Annotated in this window: 27 protein-coding genes and 1 tRNA gene; 7 read left to right on the top strand and 21 right to left on the bottom strand. The window is 39.0% G+C overall.

Features of this window, described 5'->3' with window-relative positions:
• Positions 1-38: 38 nt before the first annotated feature.
• A complete protein-coding gene (locus HMJ38_RS23785) occupies positions 39-3,611 on the top strand; it encodes a hypothetical protein (protein WP_194976952.1) in 3,573 nt (1,190 codons plus the stop codon).
• 94 nt (positions 3,612-3,705) lie between these two features.
• The gene (locus HMJ38_RS23780; protein ID WP_194976951.1) at positions 3,706-4,074 is read left to right on the top strand and encodes a DUF2784 domain-containing protein; all 369 of its coding nucleotides are present in this window, start codon (positions 3,706-3,708) and stop codon (positions 4,072-4,074) included.
• Between the two features lie 3 nt (positions 4,075-4,077).
• Here the strand turns inward: HMJ38_RS23780 and trxA are convergent, their stop codons facing one another.
• The 11 genes from trxA to HMJ38_RS23725 all read right to left on the bottom strand — a co-directional run bounded on the left by trxA (position 4,078) and on the right by HMJ38_RS23725 (position 13,314).
• Entirely contained in the window at positions 4,078-4,386 is a 309-nt protein-coding gene (trxA, locus tag HMJ38_RS23775) for a thioredoxin (RefSeq protein ID WP_194976950.1), read from the bottom strand.
• A gap of 190 nt (positions 4,387-4,576) precedes the next feature.
• Positions 4,577-5,122 carry an OmpH family outer membrane protein gene (locus tag HMJ38_RS23770; protein ID WP_194976949.1) on the bottom strand — a complete coding sequence of 182 codons (546 nt, stop codon included), beginning with the start codon at positions 5,120-5,122 and terminating at the stop codon, positions 4,577-4,579.
• A 16-nt stretch (positions 5,123-5,138) separates the two neighbouring features.
• On the bottom strand, positions 5,139-5,675 hold the full coding sequence (locus tag HMJ38_RS23765; RefSeq protein ID WP_194976948.1) for an OmpH family outer membrane protein: 537 nt from the start codon (positions 5,673-5,675) through the stop codon (positions 5,139-5,141).
• A complete protein-coding gene (locus tag HMJ38_RS23760; protein ID WP_194976947.1) occupies positions 5,675-8,374 on the bottom strand; it encodes a BamA/OMP85 family outer membrane protein in 2,700 nt (899 codons plus the stop codon). Before HMJ38_RS23760 ends, HMJ38_RS23765 begins: the two co-directional genes overlap by 1 nt.
• 5 nt (positions 8,375-8,379) lie before the next feature.
• A complete protein-coding gene (locus tag HMJ38_RS23755; RefSeq protein WP_194976946.1) occupies positions 8,380-9,117 on the bottom strand; it encodes an isoprenyl transferase in 738 nt (245 codons plus the stop codon).
• Positions 9,118-9,199: 82 nt separating this feature from the next.
• Complete coding sequence (porG, locus tag HMJ38_RS23750) at positions 9,200-9,952, bottom strand: type IX secretion system protein PorG (RefSeq protein ID WP_194976945.1); 753 nt, start codon at positions 9,950-9,952, stop codon at positions 9,200-9,202.
• A gap of 142 nt (positions 9,953-10,094) precedes the next feature.
• Complete coding sequence (locus HMJ38_RS23745; RefSeq protein WP_194976944.1) at positions 10,095-10,970, bottom strand: NAD kinase; 876 nt, start codon at positions 10,968-10,970, stop codon at positions 10,095-10,097.
• A gap of 13 nt (positions 10,971-10,983) precedes the next feature.
• The gene (locus HMJ38_RS23740) at positions 10,984-11,649 is read right to left on the bottom strand and encodes a CBS domain-containing protein (protein WP_194976943.1); all 666 of its coding nucleotides are present in this window, start codon (positions 11,647-11,649) and stop codon (positions 10,984-10,986) included.
• A gap of 90 nt (positions 11,650-11,739) precedes the next feature.
• A complete protein-coding gene (locus HMJ38_RS23735) occupies positions 11,740-12,330 on the bottom strand; it encodes an anthranilate synthase component II (protein ID WP_194976942.1) in 591 nt (196 codons plus the stop codon).
• Complete coding sequence (locus tag HMJ38_RS23730) at positions 12,311-12,859, bottom strand: CvpA family protein (RefSeq protein WP_194976941.1); 549 nt, start codon at positions 12,857-12,859, stop codon at positions 12,311-12,313. Before HMJ38_RS23730 ends, HMJ38_RS23735 begins: the two co-directional genes overlap by 20 nt.
• A gap of 5 nt (positions 12,860-12,864) precedes the next feature.
• Positions 12,865-13,314, bottom strand: coding sequence for a GatB/YqeY domain-containing protein (locus tag HMJ38_RS23725; protein WP_194976940.1), 450 nt, complete (start codon positions 13,312-13,314; stop codon positions 12,865-12,867).
• Between the two features lie 61 nt (positions 13,315-13,375).
• Between HMJ38_RS23725 and HMJ38_RS23720 the strand changes: the two genes are divergently transcribed.
• Together HMJ38_RS23720 and HMJ38_RS23715 are read left to right on the top strand one after the other, a co-directional pair.
• Complete coding sequence (locus tag HMJ38_RS23720; protein ID WP_194976939.1) at positions 13,376-14,095, top strand: pyridoxine 5'-phosphate synthase; 720 nt, start codon at positions 13,376-13,378, stop codon at positions 14,093-14,095.
• Positions 14,096-14,165: 70 nt separating this feature from the next.
• Positions 14,166-14,405, top strand: a complete 240-nt coding sequence (locus HMJ38_RS23715) for a hypothetical protein (RefSeq protein ID WP_194976938.1) — start codon at positions 14,166-14,168, stop codon at positions 14,403-14,405.
• Between the two features lie 96 nt (positions 14,406-14,501).
• Here the strand turns inward: HMJ38_RS23715 and HMJ38_RS23710 are convergent, their stop codons facing one another.
• From HMJ38_RS23710 to HMJ38_RS23665, 10 genes are all read right to left on the bottom strand, one after another.
• Entirely contained in the window at positions 14,502-15,572 is a 1,071-nt protein-coding gene (locus tag HMJ38_RS23710) for a DUF3810 domain-containing protein (protein ID WP_194976937.1), read from the bottom strand.
• A 4-nt stretch (positions 15,573-15,576) separates the two neighbouring features.
• Complete coding sequence (locus HMJ38_RS23705; protein ID WP_194976936.1) at positions 15,577-16,158, bottom strand: NifU family protein; 582 nt, start codon at positions 16,156-16,158, stop codon at positions 15,577-15,579.
• A gap of 67 nt (positions 16,159-16,225) precedes the next feature.
• The gene (locus tag HMJ38_RS23700) at positions 16,226-16,888 is read right to left on the bottom strand and encodes a porin family protein (protein ID WP_194976935.1); all 663 of its coding nucleotides are present in this window, start codon (positions 16,886-16,888) and stop codon (positions 16,226-16,228) included.
• 52 nt (positions 16,889-16,940) lie between these two features.
• Positions 16,941-19,709, bottom strand: a complete 2,769-nt coding sequence (locus HMJ38_RS23695; protein ID WP_194976934.1) for a carboxypeptidase-like regulatory domain-containing protein — start codon at positions 19,707-19,709, stop codon at positions 16,941-16,943.
• A gap of 130 nt (positions 19,710-19,839) precedes the next feature.
• Positions 19,840-20,046 carry a hypothetical protein gene (locus HMJ38_RS23690; RefSeq protein ID WP_194976933.1) on the bottom strand — a complete coding sequence of 69 codons (207 nt, stop codon included), beginning with the start codon at positions 20,044-20,046 and terminating at the stop codon, positions 19,840-19,842.
• A gap of 5 nt (positions 20,047-20,051) precedes the next feature.
• Entirely contained in the window at positions 20,052-21,590 is a 1,539-nt protein-coding gene (gene gltX, locus HMJ38_RS23685; protein ID WP_194976932.1) for a glutamate--tRNA ligase, read from the bottom strand.
• Positions 21,591-21,738: 148 nt separating this feature from the next.
• On the bottom strand, positions 21,739-22,110 hold the full coding sequence (gene rplS, locus HMJ38_RS23680; RefSeq protein WP_194976931.1) for a 50S ribosomal protein L19: 372 nt from the start codon (positions 22,108-22,110) through the stop codon (positions 21,739-21,741).
• Between the two features lie 83 nt (positions 22,111-22,193).
• On the bottom strand, positions 22,194-22,880 hold the full coding sequence (trmD, locus tag HMJ38_RS23675; protein ID WP_194976930.1) for a tRNA (guanosine(37)-N1)-methyltransferase TrmD: 687 nt from the start codon (positions 22,878-22,880) through the stop codon (positions 22,194-22,196).
• Positions 22,880-23,410 carry a ribosome maturation factor RimM gene (rimM, locus tag HMJ38_RS23670; protein ID WP_194976929.1) on the bottom strand — a complete coding sequence of 177 codons (531 nt, stop codon included), beginning with the start codon at positions 23,408-23,410 and terminating at the stop codon, positions 22,880-22,882. Before rimM ends, trmD begins: the two co-directional genes overlap by 1 nt.
• 13 nt (positions 23,411-23,423) lie before the next feature.
• Entirely contained in the window at positions 23,424-24,164 is a 741-nt protein-coding gene (locus HMJ38_RS23665) for a 30S ribosomal protein S16 (protein ID WP_194976928.1), read from the bottom strand.
• Positions 24,165-24,459: 295 nt separating this feature from the next.
• Between HMJ38_RS23665 and HMJ38_RS23660 the strand changes: the two genes are divergently transcribed.
• The 3 genes from HMJ38_RS23660 (at position 24,460) to HMJ38_RS25825 (ending at position 25,274) form a co-directional block, all read left to right on the top strand.
• Positions 24,460-24,531, top strand: a tRNA-Arg gene (locus HMJ38_RS23660).
• 228 nt (positions 24,532-24,759) lie between these two features.
• Positions 24,760-25,005: a ribbon-helix-helix domain-containing protein gene (locus HMJ38_RS23655; RefSeq protein ID WP_194976927.1), complete on the top strand. Its 246-nt coding sequence runs from the start codon at positions 24,760-24,762 to the stop codon at positions 25,003-25,005.
• Complete coding sequence (locus tag HMJ38_RS25825) at positions 25,002-25,274, top strand: type II toxin-antitoxin system RelE/ParE family toxin (protein WP_194976926.1); 273 nt, start codon at positions 25,002-25,004, stop codon at positions 25,272-25,274. Before HMJ38_RS23655 ends, HMJ38_RS25825 begins: the two co-directional genes overlap by 4 nt.
• The last annotated feature ends 558 nt before the right edge of the window (positions 25,275-25,832 follow it).

Genomic DNA, 25,832 nt, shown 5'->3' with positions numbered 1-25,832 from the left:
TTTTGTATATTTATTTTGACTTTTAAATCAATATTTTTATGGGACTCAAGAATTTCAAAATCTGGGGAATCTTCATGATAGCCATCATCATCGTGGCATTCATGCTTTTTCAGCAGTCAAATACCAACAAAAGAGAACTCGACGAACAGGCGATTAGGAACATGGAGTTGATAAAGGGTAATTTTCAGGTGGCATTTCAATCTTATACAAATCAAAAACTACAAGAAGAAAGAAGGCGGATTCTAAATCTCGGGCCGCAATCAAAATTTAAAAAATTTGAGGATTTTAATTTCGTGAAAGTTAATTCCGTCGAATTGCTCCATGAAAACCAACAGGAAGTACCCATTCTGGTATTAAATATTTCATCCTCTATGCAGGAGATCATCAGTCTTGATCAACTTTTTGCTAAGATCAATAATCAGGATTTTTTCAAACCTGTTTTTTTAACTGATGATTCAGGTCAGATTCTTTATCCTCGATCAGAGATCGGAAAATCCCTCCAATTAATTGAAGGTGAAGTCGATGCCCCGCTTTTGCCCACCAATAAACAGGAAATCCTATATCATGATGAGAAGCACCTGATATATTATACCCCTGTGCTGATAGGCAACTACAAGTTTTACTTAGTAGGTGCCATTAAGCTCCAGGATTTTGAGTCTATCGGGTGGAAGGTGGATTTTACAAATCTTACCATTTTAGTATTCCTTTTGGGGTTAATGCTTTTTTCTCTTCCTATATTTTCTTTTTTTGGATTGGCCAAGGGTGATAGGCTTACCAAGTTTGGTGTTTTCAGTGTCGGGCTTTCGCTTGTGGGAATACTGGTTATTTTGGGATTTGGTTTTTCTTTTTTCAAAAGCCACCATCCTTTACCTGATGATCACCATAAAATGATCCAAAATGCAATTAAAGACTCCATACAGAGAAATCTTTTGGAAAAAGTGAAATTATTGGACAATTGGGATTATTCTATAAACAAATCCAATGACCTGATCAGAATCAATACTATCGGTGGGGTAGAGCAAATCTATCAGGAGGGTTCTATGGATACGGCTTCTCAATTGTATCGATCTTTGAGGCACAGGGAATATTACTCCTATTTTTTAACTCCAACAAATAAAGGTGATAACCCCAATTTCAATTTAAGTAAAGCGGGTAATCGGTACATAGGTTCTCATTACTCTTTGGATAACTCCAAACTGGAATCAGTAATAAGTCGTCTAAGTGTCGCAGAAGATTCGATAAACACGGCATTTGGCAACCATGTAGAGGCCATTACTTTCTTTTGGCAGGACAGGTTGACGGATTATGATGACAAGAGGGAGTATTTGTTATTTAAAAAAAATGGGCTGATCATTCACAAAAGCAGGAGAATTAAAATTGCTGCTGATAGCCTTTCCCAATTGCTTTCAGCCAATAAATGGGAGGAGGTTGAAGGAATCATGAAATCCAACAGTAATCAAAGCGCAGATTCCGAATGGAAAATCCCTTTATATCTTGATGGTCACGCCTATCAGGGTCATTTGATCATGGTCAGCGATAATGATAGTTTAAAATTTGATCAGCCGTTATGGATGTTGTATCTAAAAGATGAACATTTAGAGCATGCCTATTCTTCCTTGGTAACATTCGAAACCATACTACTCTTACTTTTCTACCTTTTGATGCTTGCCCTTATTTCACTTGCCAATAAACTGAATAAATCCAAATCGAAAAACAAGACACTGGAGAAATTTGCGTATAACTATTTATACCCCAAAAAAGCCAAAGTCAAGAATTTCGAATATTTGATTTGGTTTATGGTGATTTATATTTTCATCATCCTGTATTATTATCATCTTCCTAGGATTCATTTTTTTGGGATTTTCGCTGTTCTCCTTATTGCGACCTTCCACTTCAAGGTTATCATGTATATGATGTTAGGTCCAAGTTGGCAAAATATCAATAATCAAGTTACCACTAAAGAAAATAAGAAGATCATCAGAAATTCCAGAAATCAAGAAATAAGAAGGTTTTTTTGGATAATGGGAGTGATTCTTGCAATATCATTTTGGTTTTTATGCTGCCTGATACCCGTTATTCATTTCTTATTTTTACTCATTTGGGTGGTTGGATCTTCTTATTATACTTTCAAAAAAAGAAAAAAATTCGTCGGAGAAAAGCCTCAATTATTAAACCCGACAGATCACTCCGGATCACCAAGCTACGGGGCAAACAATTCCGGCTTTAATTATTTCCCCTATATCTACACCAGTTTCTTCATCATGTGGATTTTTATGATAGGGTTTGTACCTGGATATATCATCTATTCAAAAGTTCATCAATATGAATCCAAAAACTGGGAACCTCAGAAAAATCCAGATGATTATGAAAATACACCTGATAATTTTTGGAACACCTATGATGAGGGTAGAAGACTCTTTTTTGGTGGCCTTACCAGCCAAAATACATCACAGGTCAAAGAGTTTATTTTTACTGATCGCCGATTGATGCAGCCAAAATTGGAACAAATTAAAATAATTGATACTAAAAGTTTGGTCAAACCTTTCAAGAAATTAATGGGAAACTTGTTGTGGTCCGGATCCGTGACACTGTTTTTCCTCATGATTCTCGCTTTGTTCATTTGGATGGTTCATACCCTTTCCAAAAAAATTTATTTTTTGGATTTAGAAGGATTTTTGTATCATCAAAAAAATCTAAATACCTCCACACTCAGCCAAAAGGTATTTATATGCGGACTGGACTCAGAAAATTATCCTAAATGGATCCAAGATCTCTTAGATCTCGGAAAACATGAAATTACCGATTGCACTTCCAATCCTGAATTAAAATGGCAGGAGTCTACCATACCAGACCTGGAAGGTAAAAATATCTGGATCATCAAAAATGTGCATTGTCTCCCAGACTTGTCCCTGTTTTTGGAAAGATTACCTCAATTTATCAGAGCGCTTAATGGAAAGATATATTTTGTTATCTCTTCAGGGGTCTCATGGAAACAATTGCTACATCAATTAGAGGACCCAAAACAAAATATGATTTTTTCACAGCTATTCAGTTCATTTCACTTTGAATATGTGCCGATAGACTTGGATCCCAATCTTAAAGTCATCACTCCTAATGATGAAAAAGCAAATATGCTCATCCGTTCCAGAAAAGCCTATTTCTATAATATCTGGTCAGAAATGAGCTTTGATGAGAAAAAAATCTGTTACTACTTTAGTCGGGAGGGTTTTTTCAATTTTACCAATAAACCTGTGATTACCGAATTGATTCAAAAGGGCATTTTGGTACCAAGAGGCATTCTGGACGGAAGTGGATCGACCGAATTATTTCCGATTTTATTCGATAAGCACTTTCGCCTTTTTATATTGAACAATATCTCTGAAGAGGAAATACAAGCTTTCAAAAGAGACGAAGATAAGCATGGAAATGCAAGTTCCATCCAAATAGCTGTCTTCAGTTTTATTCTGTTATCTGTAGCTTTGATCAGCTACTTTGACAAAAATTTCTTGGATCAAGCATCCACATTTGTTGCAGGTATCACAGGGGCATTGGGAGGGATTTATTCATTACTCAAAAATTCCCTACCTACTTTGAACAAGAGCAAAAGTTAAATGATTTTGTTATTCCCAAGGAAAAAAAACTGTCAACATGAAAATTATTCAGCACTCAAAAATGAAAGTTGAAAATGCCTATTGAAAAAAATCAATGTTACAATTAGCCGACATTTTCTTCACCGTTTTTCATACGCTTTTGATCCTATTCAACCTATTTGCTTGGCTCTGGAAACCTTTGCGAAAGTGGCATTTTGCAACTATTTCGCTGACATTGGCTTCTTGGGTGGTATTGGGAATCTGGTATGGATGGGGATATTGTCCACTAACTGATTGGCATTGGGATATTTTAAGGGAACTGGGGAAAAAAGACCTTCCTAATTCCTATATCACGTTTATCATCAAAAGACTATTGGGTCTGGATTTGGATCCCAATTTGGTGGACATCATGACCCTATCTTTGGCAATATTGGCTTTCTTAATTTCCATCAAAGTGAATTTCATCAAGGGAAAAGCACCTTAAGGATCAACCCGTAAATCCTTTCATGGCTTGCAGCAGGTCCCGCTTGGTCATCACGCCTCCTTTTCTCCAGAGAATTTTACCTTTTTTGAAAAGTATATAATGCGGAATAGATCTTACGCCAAATTGAAGGCTAACCTGTGGATTGCGGTCAACATTCAATTTGTAAAATTTGATTTTCCCATCCAATTCGCTGATCACCTGTTCCAAAACAGGATTCATGGTCTGACAGGGACCACACCAATCTGCATAGAAGTCAACCAAAATTGCTTCATCTGATTGCTGCACGATATCTTTGAATTTTTTCTTTGCCATATATTTATTCTTTGGATTATGCTTTGCTAATATCCTTATAAAACCGAATCATTGATATTTGATACTGATGGATATTTATGGATACATGGAGTCTAATATTTAAAAAATCACCTCTCTCCGTTCTGATAATATAATAAAAAAACCCCGCTTGTTAAGAAGCAGGGTTTAGAACCTAATTACTTAAGGAATATTAGTTAACAGGATTTTGAGCTGGAATCTCTATTCCCAATTTGGTCAAAACCAATTCAGTAAACTTGTCATCATCTTTGGTGTACAACAAGATCGGAGAGTTACCTGCTGATTCTGAGAAAACATGGGTGTAATTGTTTTCTGCAGCTACTGCGTTGATCGCATTGAAAACACGCTGTTGTACAGGTTCCAACAATTCGCCAAGTTTCCTTTGATAGGAAGTTTGGGCATCTTGCTCATACTTTTGGAGGTCCTGCTGCAACTTTTGAAGTTCTGCTTCTTTTGCAGCTCTTGCATCTTCTGTCATGGTTTGAGCAGCTTGCTGGTATGCCTGAACTTTCCTTTGAAAATCCTGTGCTTTTGTCTGGATATTTGTTTGAAGCTGGGATTGGTAATCCTGAATATCCGCAGCGATCTGTTCCATTTCCGGCATCAGGTCCATCAGTAATTCCACATTGGTATAGCCAATTTTCAATTCCTGGGCCTGGGCTACAAATCCTACGCAAAACAAAGTTATTGCGGAAAGGATAACTTTAATTTTCATCATTTTTCTTTTATTTAATTTACTTGTTTTCTAATCCTAATTCTTCCAAAACAAATTCTGAATAATCATGTCTTGGATCTGTATAAATCATCAATGGGCCTGACGCTTTGTCAAACAACACTGCCAAATTATTTCTCTTACATACTCGGTCTATGGCATCGTAAATCTTGGACTGCAAAGGCTGAAGCAGCTCTGCCTGTTTTTGATAATACTGTCCATTGATACCAAAAACTCTGTTATTGAATGCTACAGCAGCATTTTGCTTTTCTTTGATACTTTCTAACTTTTCCTGATACATCTCCTCTGTAAGAAGAACCTCCTCTGCTTTCAGGTTGGCATACATATCTTTTATTTCCTTTTCCAAATTTTGTGCCTCTTTTTTCCATTGGGTACTAAGTGCCTCCAATTCGGACTGCACCAATTTGTAATCAGGGTGCTTATTCAATAGAAATTCTGAGTCAATATATCCAAACTTTTGTGCCTCTGCACGCTGTGTAAGCAGTATCATACTGATCAGAGGGAGCAAAAATAATAATATAATCGATCTTTTCATCATTATCTAAATTGCTGACCAATGGTAAAGTGGAATTGGGCTCCGCTTGGCTGAACCCGACCCGGAGCAGGATCAAATCCATAACCCCAATCAAGACCAAGCAATCCAAATGCAGGCATGAAAATCCTTGCACCCACCCCTGCTGATTTCTTAAGATTATACGGATTAAACTCCGCATAAGATCCCCAGTTATTTCCTGCTTCAGCAAATCCCAAAAGGAAAATCGTTGCAGATGGATTTGGAGACACCAAGAACCTAAGTTCCATTACATGTTTATTGTATACAATACCACCATACCCTTCTGTGGAGTTCGGGTCAAACCTTGCGTCTCTACCTGGGGTAATGACTTGGTTTTCATATCCCCTAAGACCAATGATTTCCTGACCTAGGGCAAAATTGTTCATGTTCATTCCATCTCCACCCATCACGAATCTCTCCAAAGGAATAATGCCTATCCTATCCCCATATGACCCCAAGAAGCCCATATGGGTTCTGGCACTGATTACCCATTTGGAAGAACCGAATACTGGGGTATAAAACGTCGCATCAAACATCCACTTATGGTATTCCAACCATCTGAATTTTTCCTCATCAGGAGATTCACGGTTAATATTTGGATTAAGTGATGCATAAGGGGGCGTAAATGAAGTCACCAAGGAGATGTTGGACCCCAACCTAGGGTAAATCGGATTATCAACGTTATTTCTTGCTATGGTAGTATTCAAAGCCAAACTGTTTGCCTTACCTGTGGCATAGCTTAATCCAAAACTTCTCCCAAACTCATTGAATTCATATATTTGGAATTGGAGAGCGTTGGACACCATAAAGTAATCATCAGGCCAAGTTACCCTTTTGGAAAGTCCCAAGGTAGCACCGGTGATTTTAAAGTAGCCAATTTCTCTTCCAGGGTTTGATCTATCCATGAAATCAAGCTGCCGCTGCACAGAGTGGTTGAAACTTAAACTCAAGGCATTTGGCTTTTTGCCACCAAACCAAGGTTCTGTCAATGAGACACTATAATTCTGGAATGATCTACCATTGGCCTGTACCCTGAGAGAAAGCCGCTGACCATCTCCTACAGGAAGTGGTCTCCACTTTTGGAAATTACCAATGTTCTTGATCGAGAAGTTATTGAAAACCAGGCCGACTGTTCCTACAAATCCAAAGAAACCTCCCCAACCTCCGGATAATTCTATCTGATCGTTTGGCCTTTCCTCCAATTTGAAGGTGATATCTACAGTAGCATCCTCAAAATTAGGCTTCATATCCGGCTCGATATTTTCCGGATCAAAATACCCCAATTGGGACAATTCCCTGATAGTCCTTACCAACAAGCTTCTGTTGAACTTCTGTCCAGGAAGAATCCTGATTTCGCGCATGACCACATGGTCAGAGGTTCTTTCATTGCCCTGAATGGAAACAGAATTTACGGTGACCTGAGGTCCTTCAAAAATCCTCATTTCAATATCGATGGAATCTGCTTGAACCTGGATTTCTACCGGATCTATCTGAAAGAACAGATATCCATTATCTTGGTAAAGTGAACTGACATCATCACCTTTTTGAGGATCATAATTCAGTCTTTGATCTAACTTTTCTTTGTTGTAAACATCTCCCTTTGTAATGCCAAGTCTCGAAAGAAGGACATTGTCAGGATGTAGATAATTTCCCACAAAAGTGATGTTTCTATAATAATATTTTTGACCTTCCTCCAAAGAAATGTCAAGGTTTATCGTATTGTCTGAAAAACGATATACTGAATCCGATGTGATCTCTGCATCTCTGTAACCTTTGGAATTGTAATAGGCAACTACTTTTTCCTTGTCCTCCCTAAAATCCTTTGCCACAAACTTGGATGCATTGAAGAAATTCAATTTGAAATTCTTATTGATATATTCCTTTACCTCTTCATCAGTTACAGGATTTCTATACACGACTGCTTCTTTGGCCGATTTGGGTGTTATGTTGGTAACTCTCGAAGTTACATCACGGACAAAATGCATCCTTGGATGTTCCTTTGTGCCTTTTAGTTTACCTTTAATCTTACTATCAGGCACTTCTTCGTTGCCATATATTTTGATTTCATTGATCTTCACTTTTGTTTTCTGATCAATCTCGAATTTGATTTTGACACTATTGGGTAAGGTCGTATCTCTCTCTTGAACGACTTTCACGTCTGTATTGAGAAATCCTTTGTCCATGAAATATTGGCGGATGTTTCTTTGAGATGTATTCAAAACATCATCTCTGACGACTCTACCTCTAATTTTGATTTTTTCTTTAAGTTCACTTTCCTGGGTTTTATTGATCCCGCTGAACTCAACCCTGCTGAATCTTGGTCTTTCAGTCAACTCTAAAAGCAAATAAATGTCATCTCCTTCAATTTTTGTCACGAGAATTTTGACATCCCCAATAATGCCCTGTCCCCAAAGTCTTTTCAGTGCATTGGAAATATTATCTCCGGGAACAGAAATCACATCGTCAACTCTTAGACCCGATAAGGAAACGATAGCTATTTCATCCAAAGTCGCCAATCCGACTGCTTTGATTTCAGCTATTCTGTATTTTTGTGGCTTGGAATAATTCAATTCTAATATATCCACAGGCTTTGAGGTCGAATAGCGGCTTTGACCCAATCTAATTTGGGCTTGAAGGCTGCCTGCTAACATCAATAGGCATAGGATAATGATACTTTTTTTCATCAAAATCATGTTTTAATCTGAGCACCTGTCTTTCCAAACCGCCTTTCTCTCTTTTGATAGTCGAGAATGGCTTCCAGCAAATGCTCTTTTCTAAAATCCGGCCACAATACTTCTGTAAAAAACAGTTCTGTATAAGCCAATTGCCAAAGGAGAAAATTACTGATTCTAATCTCTCCACTGGTCCTGATCAAGAGTTCAGGATCAGGTATATTTTTGGTATTCAAATTTGCAGCAATTACTTCCTGCGTGATTTCTTCTATTTTTAATTCTTTGTCTACTACTTTTTTGACAATTGATTTAACGGCATCCTGAATTTCCCACCTACCACTGTAACTGATTGCCAACACTACGGTAAGGCCCGTGTTCTTTGCAGTCAGTTCTTTCGTTTCCTCAAGCTTTTTCTGGCATCCTAAGGGCAAGCTGGGTAATTGTCCTATGGTCACTAACCTGATGTTATTTTCCATCATATTTGGAACTTCTTTGGTAATGGTATCCACCAAGAGTTCCATCAAAGCATTGATTTCATCTTGTGGCCTTGACCAGTTTTCAGTGGAAAAGGCGTATAAAGTAAGGTATTTGAGACCTAATTCTGCAGCACCCTCTATGGTTTCCCTTACAGCAGTGATGGCATTTTTGTGCCCAAAAATCCTCATGGCACCTTTCTTCTGGGCCCATCGGCCATTGCCATCCATGATTACTGCTATGTGATTGGGGATTTTGGTTTTGTCTATTAATTCCTTCATTTCGTATCGACACGAAAGCACCTTCGCTTTTGGAGGTACAAAAATGCTATTTCTTTTTCAATATTCTATCTTATCGCTCAATTTAATAAGCATAACACTTTACAGAACTGAAGGAATAGCTGATGGTCACACCTAAAAAATAATACCAGTCTTTGTCACTGTAGTTTCCTTGATTATACCCTGAACTTGAATTGGGAAAAGCCGGATCAGGAAAGCGTGGAATAGTGGGCTCCTCCCCATATAGCTTATCAAGTGCATCGGTGAATGTAGCTCTTGCCCCAAACTCTGCTGCCAAAAGCCACTTGCTGGATAATTTGTATTTGATACCTATTCCAAAAGGAATTACAGGTGTCCCTACAGTATATCCGTCAGGATTGGGATCATCTCTATATTTTCTGCCATTTCCGACAAATCCTGCGAAACCCAAACCCAAGAATCCATAAGGTGAAAACCTAAACTGAGCCTGCGGATGGGTAAAATCAAGAAAATGATATTCCATCACTGCGGAAATCTCAAATAAAGAGCCTCTAAACCCAGCATTTCTAAATGCCGTCACAGGATCAATAGGGCGCACACTATCTGCAGCATTGAGTCTCGCAAAGGAGATACCGCCACGCAATGTCCATACATTGTCAAAATTTCGTCTGCCAAACAACGTTCCTTGAATTCCAATCTGTTCAGGATCCAATCTTCTGATGATGTCCCCCGAATAGGTCGCTATTCCCAAGCCTCCTCCAAGCTCATATTTTTGGGCAACTGCCTGTGGTGAAATGATGACCCCTAACAGAACCAACACAAATAAAATGGATGAGACCCAGAATTTTTTCTTTTTCAAGACGCTGCAATTTATGAACTACCAAACGATATAAAAACCCCTTTAAGTATTTGCAGGGTTAATTTTTGTTAATGCAAATGACCTATGATATGTCAGATTTTATTTTCAGGCTAATGATAAAGATAGATTGTCAATTATCAATCTAATTTCTCATATCAAAGCCCCAATTAAGTTTATGCCTTAAAGTATCAAAATAATTATAATCTGCGAATTTGACTAATTTAGCTGAAAATTCAGCTTTTTTTACCCTCAATTTTATGGTGGCATCGATGGCCGTAGACCTTGAATCAAGGGATATCAGGAATTTTTCACTTCTCCCCTCAATTTCAAAGCTGATTTCGCTTTCATCTGATACAACGATAGGTCGGACATTAAGATTGTGTGGACTTACCGGAGTGATGACAAAGTTTCTCGCGCCGGGACTAATCAGCGGACCTCCACAACTCAATGAATAACCCGTGGAACCTGTCGGGGTAGCTACTATCAATCCATCTGCCCAATAACTGTTCAAGTATTGCCCATTGATATAAGTATGAACCGTTATCATGGACGAAGTATCTCTTTTATGAATTGTAAATTCATTTAGACCAAAGTTAAGTCCGTTGAAAAGCACATGGTCAGATTCCAGACTTAATAAAGAACGGGATTCGACAGCATAACTACCTTTCATAAATCCATTGACAGCTTTTTCAATATCTTCTTTGGCCACTGTAGCCAAAAATCCAAGTCTACCTGTATTGATACCAATGATGGGGATTTCTGATTTACCTACCAAACAAACAGTGTCCAAAAGGGTCCCATCTCCTCCCACAGATATAATAAAATCAACCCCTGAAAAGGAAGGTTTTTTGGAAAGCACATGAAAACCTGTGGTATCGAATTCTATTTTTTTAAGTGATTTGTAAAAAGATTCCGTAAGGGAAAAACCGATCTTCCTGTCTTTAAGAATTTGAAACAATTGATCTATAAAAGGGATAAATTCTTTTTGAAATCCAATCCCATGGATGACAATGTTCATTTTGGGGTTTGGGTTAAATCTGCAAAAATCTCAACAGGTTATCAATCCTTTCTTGTTCTCCACTCTCTGAACCTTCTTCCTGATAGTGGTCAAGGATCCGAAAGCCGAATCTTTCAAGGGTGGCTTTGATATGTCTCAATTCCGATTTGTCCAGTTTTAAGGTTACCTTGATCTTACTGTCGTCCAATGGATCATTGGAAATGAAACTACTGAGGATTTTGGCGTTCTCTGATTCAACAATTCTCGCTATTTCAAAAAGACTGTAATCCGTCATGAACATGGAAAGTACCAACACAGCGCCATGGGATTGAATGGAAAGAGAATCTGCGAAAGCACCGATGGCATCTTCCATAGTTACCACGCCAAGATAGTTGTTTTCCTTATCGACAATCGCCACCATGTGAGATTGATGTTCGGAAGCAACTTTGATCACATCATAAATATGCTTTTCCTGATACACAAAACATGCACTCGATTCCAAAGCAATTTTACTGATTTGAAGCTCAGGATTATTAAGGGTATAAATCAGGTCATCGGTTACAAAACCAATGAACCTAGTATTTTCCACTACAGGCAGCATATTGGTCCTGATTTCCTCCATCCATGTCAAAGCCATCTTCGCCTTGTCTTTGGATTTCAAAGGCGGAATGAGGTTATTGATAAATTCGTAAGCCTGCATGGTCTAAATATATATAATTGGTTTCGAATAATAAAACGTTATCCAGACCAAGCTAGTTTGGATAAAGCCTTTTTTACCGAAAAAATTCTTTTATATCGGGTAATAAGCAGGAATACCAACACGGTAATATCTGACCCAATTTCTAATAATTTCAACACCGAACTGGGTGAGAAAAGCTTCAGGATGGTATTGTATCCCAACTACCGGGAGTGATCTGTGGACCATGGCCATGACCTCTTGATCCTTAGTTTCCAATAATACCTGAAGACAATCAGGAATATTGGCTATTTCTAAAGAATGATATCGGGTGACCTCAAATGAGCTTGGAATTCCACTCAGTATCTCATGTTCGTTTAGCTGAAAAACGGAGTGTACTTTTCCATGAACCGGTTTTTGGGATTTTACCAATTTGCCGCCAAAAAATTCGCCAATGGCCTGATGACCCAAACAGATCCCTAGGACGGGAATCTTGTCATGATAGTATTCCAAAATGGATAATAAGTTTCCGGCCCTCATTGGAACTTCTGGACCTGGAGACAAAATCAACCCATCCCAGTCTTTCTCTTTTATAATTTCGAGGTCTACATCATTTCTGAAAATTTCCAGTTTCATGCCTACCTGTCTGAAATAATCAGCAAGGATATGGGAAAAGGAATCAAAATTATCGATCAACAGCACCATCCGCGGCTAACTTTACCAATTCCTGAATACTTGCAATGGTATCATTGATGATCGGCGTAAACTGGTCCAAATATAGAATTACAAAAGGGGCAATGGGCTGAATAAAGCTATAGGATTTAGAATTTTCCACCCATTCTTGGGAGACAAAAAATTCAAAAGAATTGGCTACCCATAATAAAAGACTCAGGATAAAGGCTGTTTTGAATATTCCAAGAATTCCTCCTGCAACACTGTCAACTGAACCCAGAATGGTAAAATCCAAGGTTTTTTTCACCAAATAAGCCAATCCCCTAATGATCAAGATGACCCCCAGAAATATCATCAGAAAAGCCACAAAAGGCAGAAAAAAAGTAAGTTCATCCACCCTTTCTGCCAATAAAGCCGTTCCCCAGTCCATAAAATGGAAAGCCAGAATGATCGCAATTATAAATGCAACAATGGATAGGATGCTGATAAACAATCCCTGTTTGAAACCGCTGTAGGCCCCCATAGCCAGAAAAACAATGATGATCAGATCCAGCATTCCCATAGAAATTAACCCAACAATGCTTTGACTTTTTGGGAAATGGCTTTGCCATCTGTCTTCCCTGCCAATTCCTTGGTTGCTGCACCCATTACTTTGCCCATGTCCTTTGGACTTTCGGCACCTACGTCACTGATTATTTTTTTCAGGGCTGCTTCCAATTCAGCATCAGTAAGCTGCTTGGGAAGGAACTCATTGATAATTTCAAGCTCGGCCATTTCCACGGCATAAAGGTCTTCCCTGTTTTGCTGCTTGTAAATGTCAGCGGAATCTTTTCTTTGTTTGGCTGCTTTGGTGAGCAGTTTCATTTCATCTTCAGAAGTGATTTCTTCCTTACTGCCTCCTTTGGTCTCTTCCAACAAAATCAAAGATTTGATGGCCCTAAGCGCTCTCAATCTGTCTTTGTCCTTGGCCAACATGGCTTTTTTAATTTCACTTTCTACACTAGGCTTTAAACTCATTGTCTTGTTGTTTGTGTTATAGGTGTAAATTTGTCACAAAATTATCTTTTAATTTAGGAAAATGACCAAACTGAGTGTAAATATTAACAAGATAGCTACCATCAGGAATGCACGGGGTGCCAATAATCCGGATGTTGTCAAAGTTGCTTTGGATTGTGAAAGGTTCGGTGCCCAGGGCATCACCGTACACCCTAGACCGGATGAACGACACATCCGCTATCAGGATGTCATAGACTTGTCCAAAGTCGTGACTACCGAATTCAATATTGAAGGATATCCTGACAAGAGATTTATGGAAATCATCCGCTTGGTCAAACCTGCACAAGCTACATTGGTTCCTGACCCTCCCCACGTACTCACTTCCAATAATGGTTGGGATACCATCACCCATCAGAAAATGCTCAAGGACATTGTGGCAGAACTACATGAATCGGGTACGAGGGTATCCATCTTTATCAATCCCGAGACCAAATATTTTGAACCTGCCAAAACCACGGGAACTGACCGGGTCGAACTCTACACAGAACCTTATGCCAGTCTTTTCCCAAAAGACAGAGATGCTGCTGTAAAACCTTATGTTGAAGTTGCACTACTTGCAAGAGAATTGGGCTTAGGACTCAATGCCGGCCATGACCTTGACCTGCATAACCTCAAATACCTGATAAAAAGCATTCCTTTCTTGGATGAGGTCTCTATTGGGCATGCGCTGATTTGTGATGCCTTGTATTTTGGATTGGAGAATACGGTTCAGATGTATAGGAGGCAGTTGGAGGAGATTTGATTTAAGATGTGAGACGTAAGATTTGAGACACAAGATTCAAGACTTAGGGAAAATTTGAAAAGGAAGTGAGATGAAAGATGACAAGAATGAAATAGAAAATGCTTTGAACCAACATGATCCGGAAAAGGAGATTGATTGGGTAAGAGATAAACTTATCAGGGCTGAAAAAAGTGGTTTTACAGAAAAGACAAGAGAAGAAATTCTTGCACATACCAAAATTCTTGATGATCGAATAAAATCACACATTGCTAATCCTACTTCAGGCGAAAGTTGGGAAGTTGTGAAATTCCGAGTGAAAAAGCAGCTATGAAGTTTGAATTAATTATCAAACCAGAAGCGGAACATGATATTTTAGAATCTGCGAAGTGGTATGAATAAAAAAAGGAATTTTTAGGAATAGAACTTTTTACTCCTTCAAACTATTACGCCACGCAAAGGCTAACATGGGCAATTGTAAATAGCTATTAACACCTGCTTTTACTCCTTGGGTTTTGAGAAATAGGTCATTGGATTTTCGGCTGATTTCCAGATTGAATGGTTTGATTTTTTGTTGGGCAATCTGAATGGAAATCAGGTCATTTCGGATACCTGGAGATAAGGTTTTGTAAAAAGCATTGAATTCTTCCTTGGATATTCTATAAAGGTCATTCATCTGGTAGCGGAGTAATCTCAGCTGACCAGAATATTGTAGCAAGGGATCATCGGAATTGGAGCAAATCACCCAACCGATAAAGTTGGCCTCTCCCTCATCCGTCACCCCATAGCTATGGGCCATTTCATGGGCAATGGTAAAGGGTTTTTCCAATGGATGCAAAGTTGGGTCAATATAACTTTCGGCAGTGTAGGGAAAATAAATACCCAAAATCCCCATCCTTCTCATGAACCCGGCAGGATAAAATTGTTTGGTCCTTGGCTCACCTGTAAAATTCAACCCCAGTAAATAGAGATTCTCCCGCATATTGGATCTAACCAGTTTTTCCAAATCTGCATAATCCATAATACTTTCTATGGCCACAGTATCTTCTTCAATATTGTACCGCAATTGATTCAGGATATTTTTGGTCAGGTGTAATTCACCCATGAGCTGTTCCTGATTCAGAGGTAAAGGTTTAATTCCAATCTGCTCAAAAATAGGCACCCTTTGATAGTTGTACCCCCACAGGACCAGAAAAAGAAAAATGAGTGCTCCCAAAGAATTGCTTAAGGATCTGATCGAATATCCTATCTTATTTTTCCAGCCTTCTTTCCTGAGAAGGTGATAAATATAGATTCCTATGAAAACAAAGACTGTGGCAACAAAAATATAAACTGTAGCAAAAGGCAATTGTGAGATGGATAAATCCACCAGATTTCTGATTCCGGGGAACAAAGTCCTGGAATATAATTCTTCTGTCCGCTCAGGGTATTTAATGGCAAAATGCCTGATCAGAATACCGATCAGGCCTAAAATCGTCCACGTCCAATTCCCTCGAAACATCAGGTCAAACCCCCTCTGCCTGTACTTCTTTGACTTCCGGTAACATTCTGGTCAAAAGATTTTGGATACCTGCTTTTAAGGTTACTGTGCTCGAGGGACAACCTGAACAGCTTCCTTGCAACAATACTTTGACAATACCATCCTGAAAGCTATGGAATACAATGGCACCACCATCTTGTTCCACAGCCGGCCGGATATATTCGTCCAATATTCCTTTGATTTTTTTGACGGTTTCAGAATCATTTTCATCAAAAAGTGGATCCTTATCAAAATTAAACTGAACAGCTGCTTTGCCTGCTTCCAGGTATTTTTTGATATGGTCTCTGATAAAATCCTGGATTTCTATCCAATCCACATCTCCTTTTTTGGTGACAGTAACAAAATTTGAGGCAATAAATACCCTGTCTACCGATGCGAAATTGAATAGCTCGTGGGCCAAAGGAGAATTATCAGTGCTGCCTTGATCCGGGTAATCAAAGCTAACACCCTCATCAGCCAACATAAAGTTCACCACAAACTTCAAAGAATTGGGATTGGGATTGGCCTCCAGGTAAATATGTACGGGTCTTTTCTGTGCTTGTAACATGTTTGGTCAATTGTTTGGATACTTACAACCATATACCACCAAAGCCGTGGATAAGTTCCTTTCGGGTTTAATTTTGCAGTTTTGTTTTTGCTACCTGAAAAAGGTAAGTCAATGTAATCTCAATATTGGTGGAATTCATATCAAAAATCCTGTCCTGCCTTTCCGGTCTACCAAATTCATAAGAAAACCGAACATCACCCTCTAAGGTGCTTTTTCCAAACAGTTTGGATAATCCGGCACCCCCGGTAAGTCCATACATAAATTTCCTTGGATCATCTTGAGCGCCTCCATAAGTCGGCAATAACGTTGGCCCTTCAAAATCTCTTTGGGTATCTGTTGCATTCAATAGATATCCAAAGTGAGGCCCAACCTTGATATGGAACCTCCCACCTCTTCCTGCATAGAAATTGGACAAGAATGGTACTTTTAGATATTCCCATTCCGATTGATTGATAGCGGTACTAAGTTCGTCTTCTTGCGTAAAGCCCAATTTCAAATATTGCAGCTCGATTTGTATTCCTGCATTTCTATTGGTAAAATGCTCCATAACTAAAGCAAATGTCGGTGCAGTAATCCCGGAAGTCCGGATAGGAGGTCTACCAGGTTCATACCTATACGTGATATTTGAGGAAGAAAATCCACCTCGGATACCAAAACTTGTTTGTGCCTTAGAGACTTCAGATAACCCTAGTAAAACCAAAAACAAAAGAATCACGCTTTTAAGATGCATTTCCAAAATTAAGGATTGTTTGTTAATCTTTTCCAAATGATTCCATTAGGATTTATTTTTTGGGGGAAATGATATGGGTAGCACTGATAGGCTTGCCATCAATGGTCAGACCCTCCACAACCACAATTTTTGGGCTATCTGTATCATTGGTATAAAATTCCAAATTGATTTGCCCTGAATCAGCATCTGTAACAAGATAAGGATTCCAGTATAGCGTCACCCTCTGATCTAATTCAGGATGTTTTTCTTCTAAGCTATAATCAAATGGGACAAAACTCCCACTGTAACCAAACCCATCAATTTCCAAACTATTCAATCCAGGGGTATTTCCGGTAAAAACTGGCATTTCGGACGCTCCGCGTTTGAGGTAAATTGCAATCACACCATTTCTTCCCAAATCGCCCATCATGGAACTCATTCTACTGACCACTTCTATCCTGTCAATATCATTCGGATTGATGGCTGCAATATTGTCTGCAGCCCTTGTTCCTGGTCCTGATGGCATCACTGCACCATCTACCATCACCAATGGCTCCATGGAAAGGTTGGCTGAAGTGGCACCACCTCTTAGCCGAATTTGAAGTGTAGTGGTAACCGACATACCAGGTATCTGGGTTTTAAGGCTGTTCAATAGATCACTGACAGTACCGTTTTTGTTTAGGTTTTCACTACTCACCACATGGTCTGCATTACCATAAATCGCTCGTCTAGTTGTGTTCTCTTTTTCGGATTCTATAGTTACCTGTTCAAGAACTAAGGTTTCTTCCTCATCCTCTAGTTCTTTGAAAATCGATTCATTGGTGGTAGTGATCTTAGGGAAAACGATGTGTGCTGGAACAAAAAATGGTGGGTTAAGTCTGGGAGTGAGCTCAAAGGTACCATAAGCCTTTCCTTTTTTGTCCAAAGCCAAAAAAGCAAAATCTACCGGCCCATAAAAATCCATTTCTTCCATCACAAATATTCCGTCTTTATCGGACTCCAACTCCAACATTCCTTCAAAATTATTCAAGTATACCGTAAATGGAGTCGCCATTGGCTTTGCTTTTTCATTCAAAAATCGGCCATAAACATCCCATTTCCTTTCAATCGGATAATTGAATTTCTCTGTGCTGATGTTTTTGGGAACATCCATCAATTTCAGGCTACTTTCGATACTGACAGGTTCTGCAATAGTGGAGGCAAAATGTGTATCTATAACAGATACCGAAAGATTGGCAGAAACCGGCCTTCCATCTTCATCTCTAAGTGAAACCTGCAAAGACACCTTTTCTCTTTTGCCATAATTTTCTTTATCTGAAACAAAAGTCGATTTTATCGGAGGGTTTGGATCTTGGGGATTCTCAGATGACAAAATTCTATCATAAGCAGAAAGAACGGGAAGGGCCTTTACAAAATAAGATTCAGGTCCATAGTTTCTGTTCCATGACGTATAAGCCCGAAGGTAATATTCCTTTTGTTTTAGCGAATCCGGTAGAAAAATCTCTCCAACGGCTTGTCCGTTCTCTATTTTAAATTTTTTCTGAACAATCAAATCCCTGTTCCCGGATATCAGTTCCACATATAGAATTTTACTCAATTCCCTTTTCAATTCCGGGCTGGCATATTGGAAATAGGCCTTGAAAAGCAATTGGTCACCTTGGTAATAATAGGGTTTATCAGTATGCAGGTAAACCTTTTCCTGAAGGCTATTGGCATCTTTCGCAATTTGGGCCTCGATTCTCTGTGCAAGATTTGGCTTATAGTCCATGGGAAGCAATGCACTCACTTTTCTTTTGTCCATATCTCCGGAAAAAGTCAAGTCCTGGGGATTAAGCACCATACCATTGGAAGACACATTCACATAATTGCCCTTTACTTCCAACCATGAAATGGGATATGGTGCATCCTTGTAGGTATTGACTGTTGTATAGCCTTTTTCATAATGGATTTCAATCCTTCCTTTCATCAGAATGCGGTACTCACCTGGCTTTCTGCCTAGGCTTACCAGGTTTTCCGGTTTATACTCCACAATTGATTTTCCAAGTTCATTTGAGAAAACATCCGACCTCATATTCTGAGTTGCGGAGCCTCCCGGCTTATCTCCATATAGATAAAATCCTTCCTGATTATGATTGTTTTGGATCATCGCCCTGAACATATTGGCAGGCGATTTCAGGTAGGTATCCAACCTGTTTTTTTGCCAAAGCTCTATAGTTTTGGAATCATCAGTTTCCAATTGAACAAACCTTGTTGCACCTGAAATAATACTGTATTGGGGCGTAAAGGCAAACTCTTTAAGATCAAAAATCAAAGAATAACCTAAAGCATTATTTTTGATTTCGATAGGTTGGAATGCAATGGCTTTGAAATTATTATTGCTATTGTCATCTGGAAAATCAATTACCCAAGGATTGAGAATTTCGCTTTGCGCAGCGATGTTATCATTACCCAAAAAGTAATTTTTAAATTTTCTCAAATCCCTTTCCCAAGCCCTATCCCTAGAAGCCTTGATTTCAACATCTGATAGTTCCTGCTCAAGGGACAACATGGCCACGTTGATAGTCAATTGACCTCCGGGCTTGATTGAAGCAGGTTTTTGGACAGCCTGATAGCCTATAAATGAAAACCCGATTTCAAATTCTCCTTCCGGCAAATCCTTCAATTCATAATTCCCATCAAAATCCGTTGTGGTGGCAATGGTAGTATTGTTAATGAAGACATTACAAAATGGCAAGGCTTCCCCGGTTTGATTGTCAGTTACCTTTCCTATGATGGATCCGGTTTGCCCAAAGCCCAAAATAGGAAGACAAAATATAATCAAAACCCCGATCAATTTTTTCATAACAATAATCTACTAATAACTAAGTCTGAATATTACTTATAATCTTTTGAATCGGCAAGTTTAGTTAAAAAAAAAACACAATTTCAAAATGATATTGTGCTTTTTTTTCAAAATGAAAATAATTGGATTTTTACACCTCTTTATTTCCATCCTTGATATCCTCAATATCTTCCCTATCCTTCAGCTTTTTGTCTTCTACGTTCTTATTGAGGAATTCGTTGATTTTATCTATGGGAAAACTACTGGAGATTTCTCCAAATGAGTTGATATTCATCTTGAAACCTTCCAGGTCTTTATGAACTTTCGGGTTTTGTTCTTTTTTGGATTTCTTTGCCATGACGATTAAATGTTTACTTTTAAAGTTTCCAATGCATAACCAATCCGCTTGGCCAATTCTTCTTTTCCGATGATGCTGAATACCGCCATTAAGTCAGGACCTGCTCCTACCCCTGTGGCTGCCAATCTTACCGCCTGCATGATTTTACCCAATTTAATTCCGTTTTCCTCTGCTGCCTGCTCCAGCATGGATTTTGCAGATTCGGGCGTAAATTCTCCTGAGAACAGGTTCAGTTTTTCTTTATAGGCACTTAAAACTATTACGGCTTCATTATTCCATTTTTTGGAAGCCACGGCTTCATCAAAATCAGTTGGAGCATGAATCATAAACTTCCCCTCCTTCCATAAATCCGCTGGAAAGGTTGCCCTTTCCTTCATGATATGAGCAATTTGGGATCCTTTAGCCAAATCCAAGCTTATACCCTCTTTTTCAAGATCATCTAGAAGGTATGCGGCAAGTTCTTCATCCGATTTGGCTCTGAGGTATTGTTCATTGTACCACTTTGCTTTATTTATATCAAATTTTGTACCTGATTTGCCAATTCTTTCTATGGAAAATGCATCAATCAATTCCTCCAATGAAAACAGTTCTCTGTGGTCACCTGGATTCCAGCCTAGGAACGCCAGAAAATTAAGGAAGGCATCAGGCAAATATCCATGTTCACGGAAACCCATAGCCTTTTCTCCTGAATTCGGATCAGTCCAATCCATAGGGAAAACCGGAAAACCATGCTTGTCAGCATCTCGCTTAGAGAGTTTCCCATTTCCATCAGGTTTCAACAAAAGCGGAAGATGGGCAAACTGAGGCATGGTATCCTCCCATCCAAAATATTTATACAACAACACATGCAATGGTGCAGAAGGCAACCACTCCTCTCCTCTGATCACGTGGGTGATTTTCATTAAATGGTCATCCACGATATTTGCCAAGTGATACGTTGGCATACCGTCTGATTTCATCAATACTTTATCATCCAAGGTACTGGAATGTACCATTACCCAACCACGGATCATGTCATTTAACCTTACTTCTTCCTTTCTTGGGATTTTTACCCTGATGACGTATGGTTCTCCAGATGCCAATCTCTCTTTAACCTCATCTTCAGGAAGGGTAAGAGAATTCTTCATCTGGGTTCGTGTGATAGAATTGTACTGAGGAGAAACCACCCTGGCGGCGGTCAGTCTTTCTCTCATGGCCTCAAGTTCCTCCGAAGTGTCGAATGCGTAATAAGCATGACCTTTTTCGATCAGGTCCATGGCATATTGCATATACATAGGTTTACGCTCCGACTGACGGTAAGGACCGCAGTCACCGGGATTCCAAGGACTTTCATCGGGACCTATTCCCAACCAATCCAATGCATCTTTGATGTATTCTTCGGCACCGGGCACAAAGCGGGTCTGATCCGTGTCTTCGATTCTAAGTAAAAATTTACCTCCGGTTTTTCTTGCAAAAAGGTAATTGTATAAAGCAGTTCGCACCCCACCGATATGTAGTGCTCCTGTAGGAGAAGGTGCAAATCTTACGCGTACTTCTTTGTTCATGGTATTGGATTATTCTTGTTTCTTGTGAAACATCTTCACATGTTATGTTTTTCTTTTTGGATTCAGGGTGCAAAGATAGGAAAAGATGGGATACCTTAATTATAAAAAAAGGGAACCCGATCGGATTCCCTTTTTGAGACAAAGACAATTAAGAGTCTTTTCTGTGTCTGATTTTCTCCTTGATTTTGGCTGCTTTTCCTTGACGGCCTCTTAGGTAGAATAATCTTGCTCTTCTTACTTTACCTTCTCTCAACAATTCGATTTTCTCGATAGATGGAGAAAGGATTGGGAAAATTCTTTCAACACCAATTCCATTGGATACTTTTCTTACCGTAAAGGTTTCTCCATTCGAATTTGGGTTTTTTCTTTGGATGACAGTTCCTTGGAACTGCTGAATACGCTCTTTGTTTCCTTCGGTGATTCTCACGTGGACATTGATGGTATCTCCTGCTTTGAAAGATGGAAACTTGGTTCTAGCCTCGCTGTATTCCGCCTCTACAAATTTAATTAGTTCGCTCATAGCTGTATATTTTATGTGCTTGTGGCTTGGCACCACAGAGCTATTTTTGATAGATTCAATTATATATTCTTATTTAAATCGCCTTAGATTTCTTTGCCTTCCAATAAATCAGGCCTTCTTTCCTTAGTGCGGCGAACCGATGCTTCAAACCTCCAAGAGTCAATTTTGGATTGATGCCCTGACAATAAAATATCCGGAACCTTCAACCCTTCATAATCTGCAGGTCTAGTATATACTGGAGGGGCCAATAAACCATCCTGAAAGGAGTCTGTCAATGCTGAGGTCTCATCGTTTAAGACACCGGGAAGAAGCCGAATGATTGCATCAGTCACTACAGCTGCTGCCAATTCTCCACCAGATAGGACATAATCACCTATGCTGATTTCTCTGGTTATCCATTTTTGTCTGATCCTCTCATCCACGCCTTTATAGTGTCCACAAAGAATGATGATATTACCCTTGAGCGAGAGTTCATTGGCCATTGACTGGTTGAATGTTTCTCCGTCGGGGGTCATGTAAATGACCTCATCATAATCTCTTTCGCTTTTCAGTGCATCGATGCATTTTGCGATAGGTTCTATCATCATGACCATCCCCGCACCGCCTCCAAAAGCATAGTCATCGACTTGCTTTTGTTTGCCGCTGGAATAATCCCTTAAGTTGTGAACCCGAACTTTTGCAAGTCCTTTATCTTCAGCTCTTTTAAGAATAGAGTGGGAAAAAGGTCCTTCCAATAAATCCGGAACAACTGTGATGATATCGATTCGCATCAGTCTTCCAAGTATATGTCAAGCAATCCTTCGGGCAATAAGCAGTAAACTTTCTTTTCTGCTTTGTCAACTTTCTGGATAATTCCGTCCTTGATAGGAATCAGAACTTCTTTACCCTTGTGGTCAACACCCAATAAATCTTGGGTTTCAAGGTCATAAATGACTTTGACTTCCCCTATATTTCCAAGTGCTTCGTCCAGCACATCAAACCCAATGAGTTCGTGATAGTAATACTGGTCTTCATCTAACTCTTGCAATTCTTTCAATGGAAGGTATAAAGCTCCCCCCACTAACTTGCTTGCATCATCCACAGAATCGAAATCCTCAAATTTTGCCAAGACCTTGTTATTGTGTTGCAACACAAAGTGCTCGATAAAAAAAGGAACCAATCTGGATTTTTGCTCGATGAAGACATGCTTGAGGTCTTCATAATCCTCTGGATAGTCTACATCCAGTACTATACTCACTTCTCCTTGAAGTCCATGAACTTTGGCTACATAGCCCAATTGAAAACAACTGTCTTTGTTCATGGTAGGGTTTTAATTATGCTTTAGGCTCTTCTCCTTCAGCGGATGCGTCTGGAGTTGTTTCCTCAGCAGCTGCAGCAGGAGCTTCTTCCTCTTTAGATGCTTTTGGAGCATCTTCTTCAGTAGTTGGTGCAGGAGCTTCTTCTTTGGTAGTTGCTTTTGGAGTTTCTTCTTCAGTCGGCGCTACAGGAGCTACATTCTCAGCAGCTGCTTTTGGAGCCTCTTCTTCAGCAGGTGCTGCCGGAGCTTCTTCTGCTACAGGAGCTTCAACTACCGGAGGAGCTGCCGCTGCAATAGCGTCTGCTTCTCTTTTCTTGATAGCATCAAGACGAGCTTGGTTTTTAGCTGTCTCAGCATCCATAGCTTTCTGACGCGCATCAGCTTTGGCCTGAGTCAATTTGTCAACTTTACCTGTGATTGTGGTTTCTTTGCTAGCTTTCCATGCTTCGAATTTTTCGTCCGCCTGATCTTGGGTGATGGCACCTTTCAAGACACCAATCTGAAGGTGTTTTTGTAACAATACACCTCTGTAAGAAAGCATAGCCTTTACAGTTTCTGTAGGCTCTGCACCATTCAACAACCATTTAAGAGCGCGCTCATTGTTGATGTTAATGGATGCGGGGTCAGTGTTGGGATTATAAGTCCCTAATTTGTCGATAAAGCGTCCATCCCGTGGAGCTCTAGCATCAGCTACTACTACGTCATAGATGGCCATTTTTTTTCTGCCTCTACGCGATAATCTGATTTTTACTGCCATATAAATTTGATATTTAGTGAATTGATGGATCCCGTCCATCTTAATTTTTGGACTGCAAAGATAGAATTAATAATTCGAAATGCACAAATGCCTTTGAATATATTTGCTTGAATGAAGGATTATGCTTTAAATTGCAGCTTGAAAAAAGAGACAAGAATCAAGAACCAAGAATCAAGACTGGTTTGGTAAGTATAGTATCTCGCTTCTCGAATCTAGTTGTCTTAAAAAAAATAGACATAAGATGTAAGAAGGTGTAGTCTAACCTCTCGCTTCTCGCCTCTAACCGTCTAGATATGGCCTCGTAGTTCAATGGATAGAATAGAAGTTTCCTAAACTTTAGATACAAGTTCGATTCTTGTCGAGGCTACTTTTAAATACAAGTTCCCTGCCTTTCTAAAGGCAGGGATTTTTGGGAAGACCAAAAAACTAAGCACAAAGATTTTAATCGATTTTTAGATGATGAAGTAAATGTATTTCGCCTACGTCATAAAAAGTACCAACCTTAATTATTTCTACAAAGGTCAACTAGTGAGGAACTTTAACCTTGATAATTAGATTCATATGGTGTATTTTTACACCATAAATATGATTCACAATGGCTAGACAAACTATAACAGTAAATGAACCAAATGACCGCTGGATGAAACAGAAGGTTCAGGAAAATGAATATGCCAGTAAAAGCGAATTAATCAATGACCTGATCAGGCATCAAAGAGAACAAGAAGAAGAGCGCATTTGGCTGAGGAATGAACTTATTAAAGGTGAGGAAAGCGGGACATCTCACAAATCCATGCCTGAGATATTGGAAGAGGCTAAAAGTCGATTTAGAAACGCCAAATGACTTTTTCACTTACACGTCAAGCGGAAGAAGACCTAATTCGTATTTATTTATATGGATTAGACAATTTTGGTGAATTACAGGCTGAAAAGTACTTTGCCTCATTGGAAAATGCTTTTGAGAGAATTGCGAAAAACCCGGAAATGTATCCATCAGCGAAAGAAATTAGACCTGGCTATAGGTTTTGCGTACATAGTTCACACACAATTTATTTTTCAATTGAGGATCAAGTCAAGATCATCAAGATAATTGGAAAACAGAGATTTCCTTAGAGAATAGTAAAGGGACTAAGAGAAAAAACCAAACATACCTGCTTTTTAAATTCAGATATTATGAATTTCTTAACTAACACTCATTTTTATTTTTAAAATAAATTAAATCCTTCTTACTTGTAAGAGCGTGTGGTAACCATATTCCACTTGTTCGTTCCTTTCACCTAATTTGCTAGGAATACCCCTAACAATCAAGCTTTATGCCTATAAATGGGAAAGAATTCTTCTCAGATTCTGATTTTAGGAATAATCTGATCCATAGAAAGTCTAGAAAACTCAAGTCCTTACATCTTTTAATTACTTCCTTTCAATTGAAAGAAGTAAATGGTAACTGATGGGAACCAAAGTTTCTAAAAGTATAAATATTGCCTCGCAGTATCTTTGCAGTTGGGAACAAAAAAGAATAGGGTTTTTACTGCAATAATTATTTATAATATACTGAAAATCAATTATTTGTATTTTAGTTTAATAATAGAAGTTTCCTAAACTTTAGATACAAGTTCCCTGCCTGCCGGCCATAGCCGTCAGTTTAAGGACGTAAAACCCTGTTGGTGAGGT

This window comes from Aquiflexum lacus (genome assembly GCF_015476655.1).
In the GTDB taxonomy this organism is placed as follows: Bacteria; Bacteroidota; Bacteroidia; order Cytophagales; family Cyclobacteriaceae; genus Aquiflexum; species Aquiflexum lacus.
This window is presented reverse-complemented; position numbering and strand designations above follow the sequence as displayed.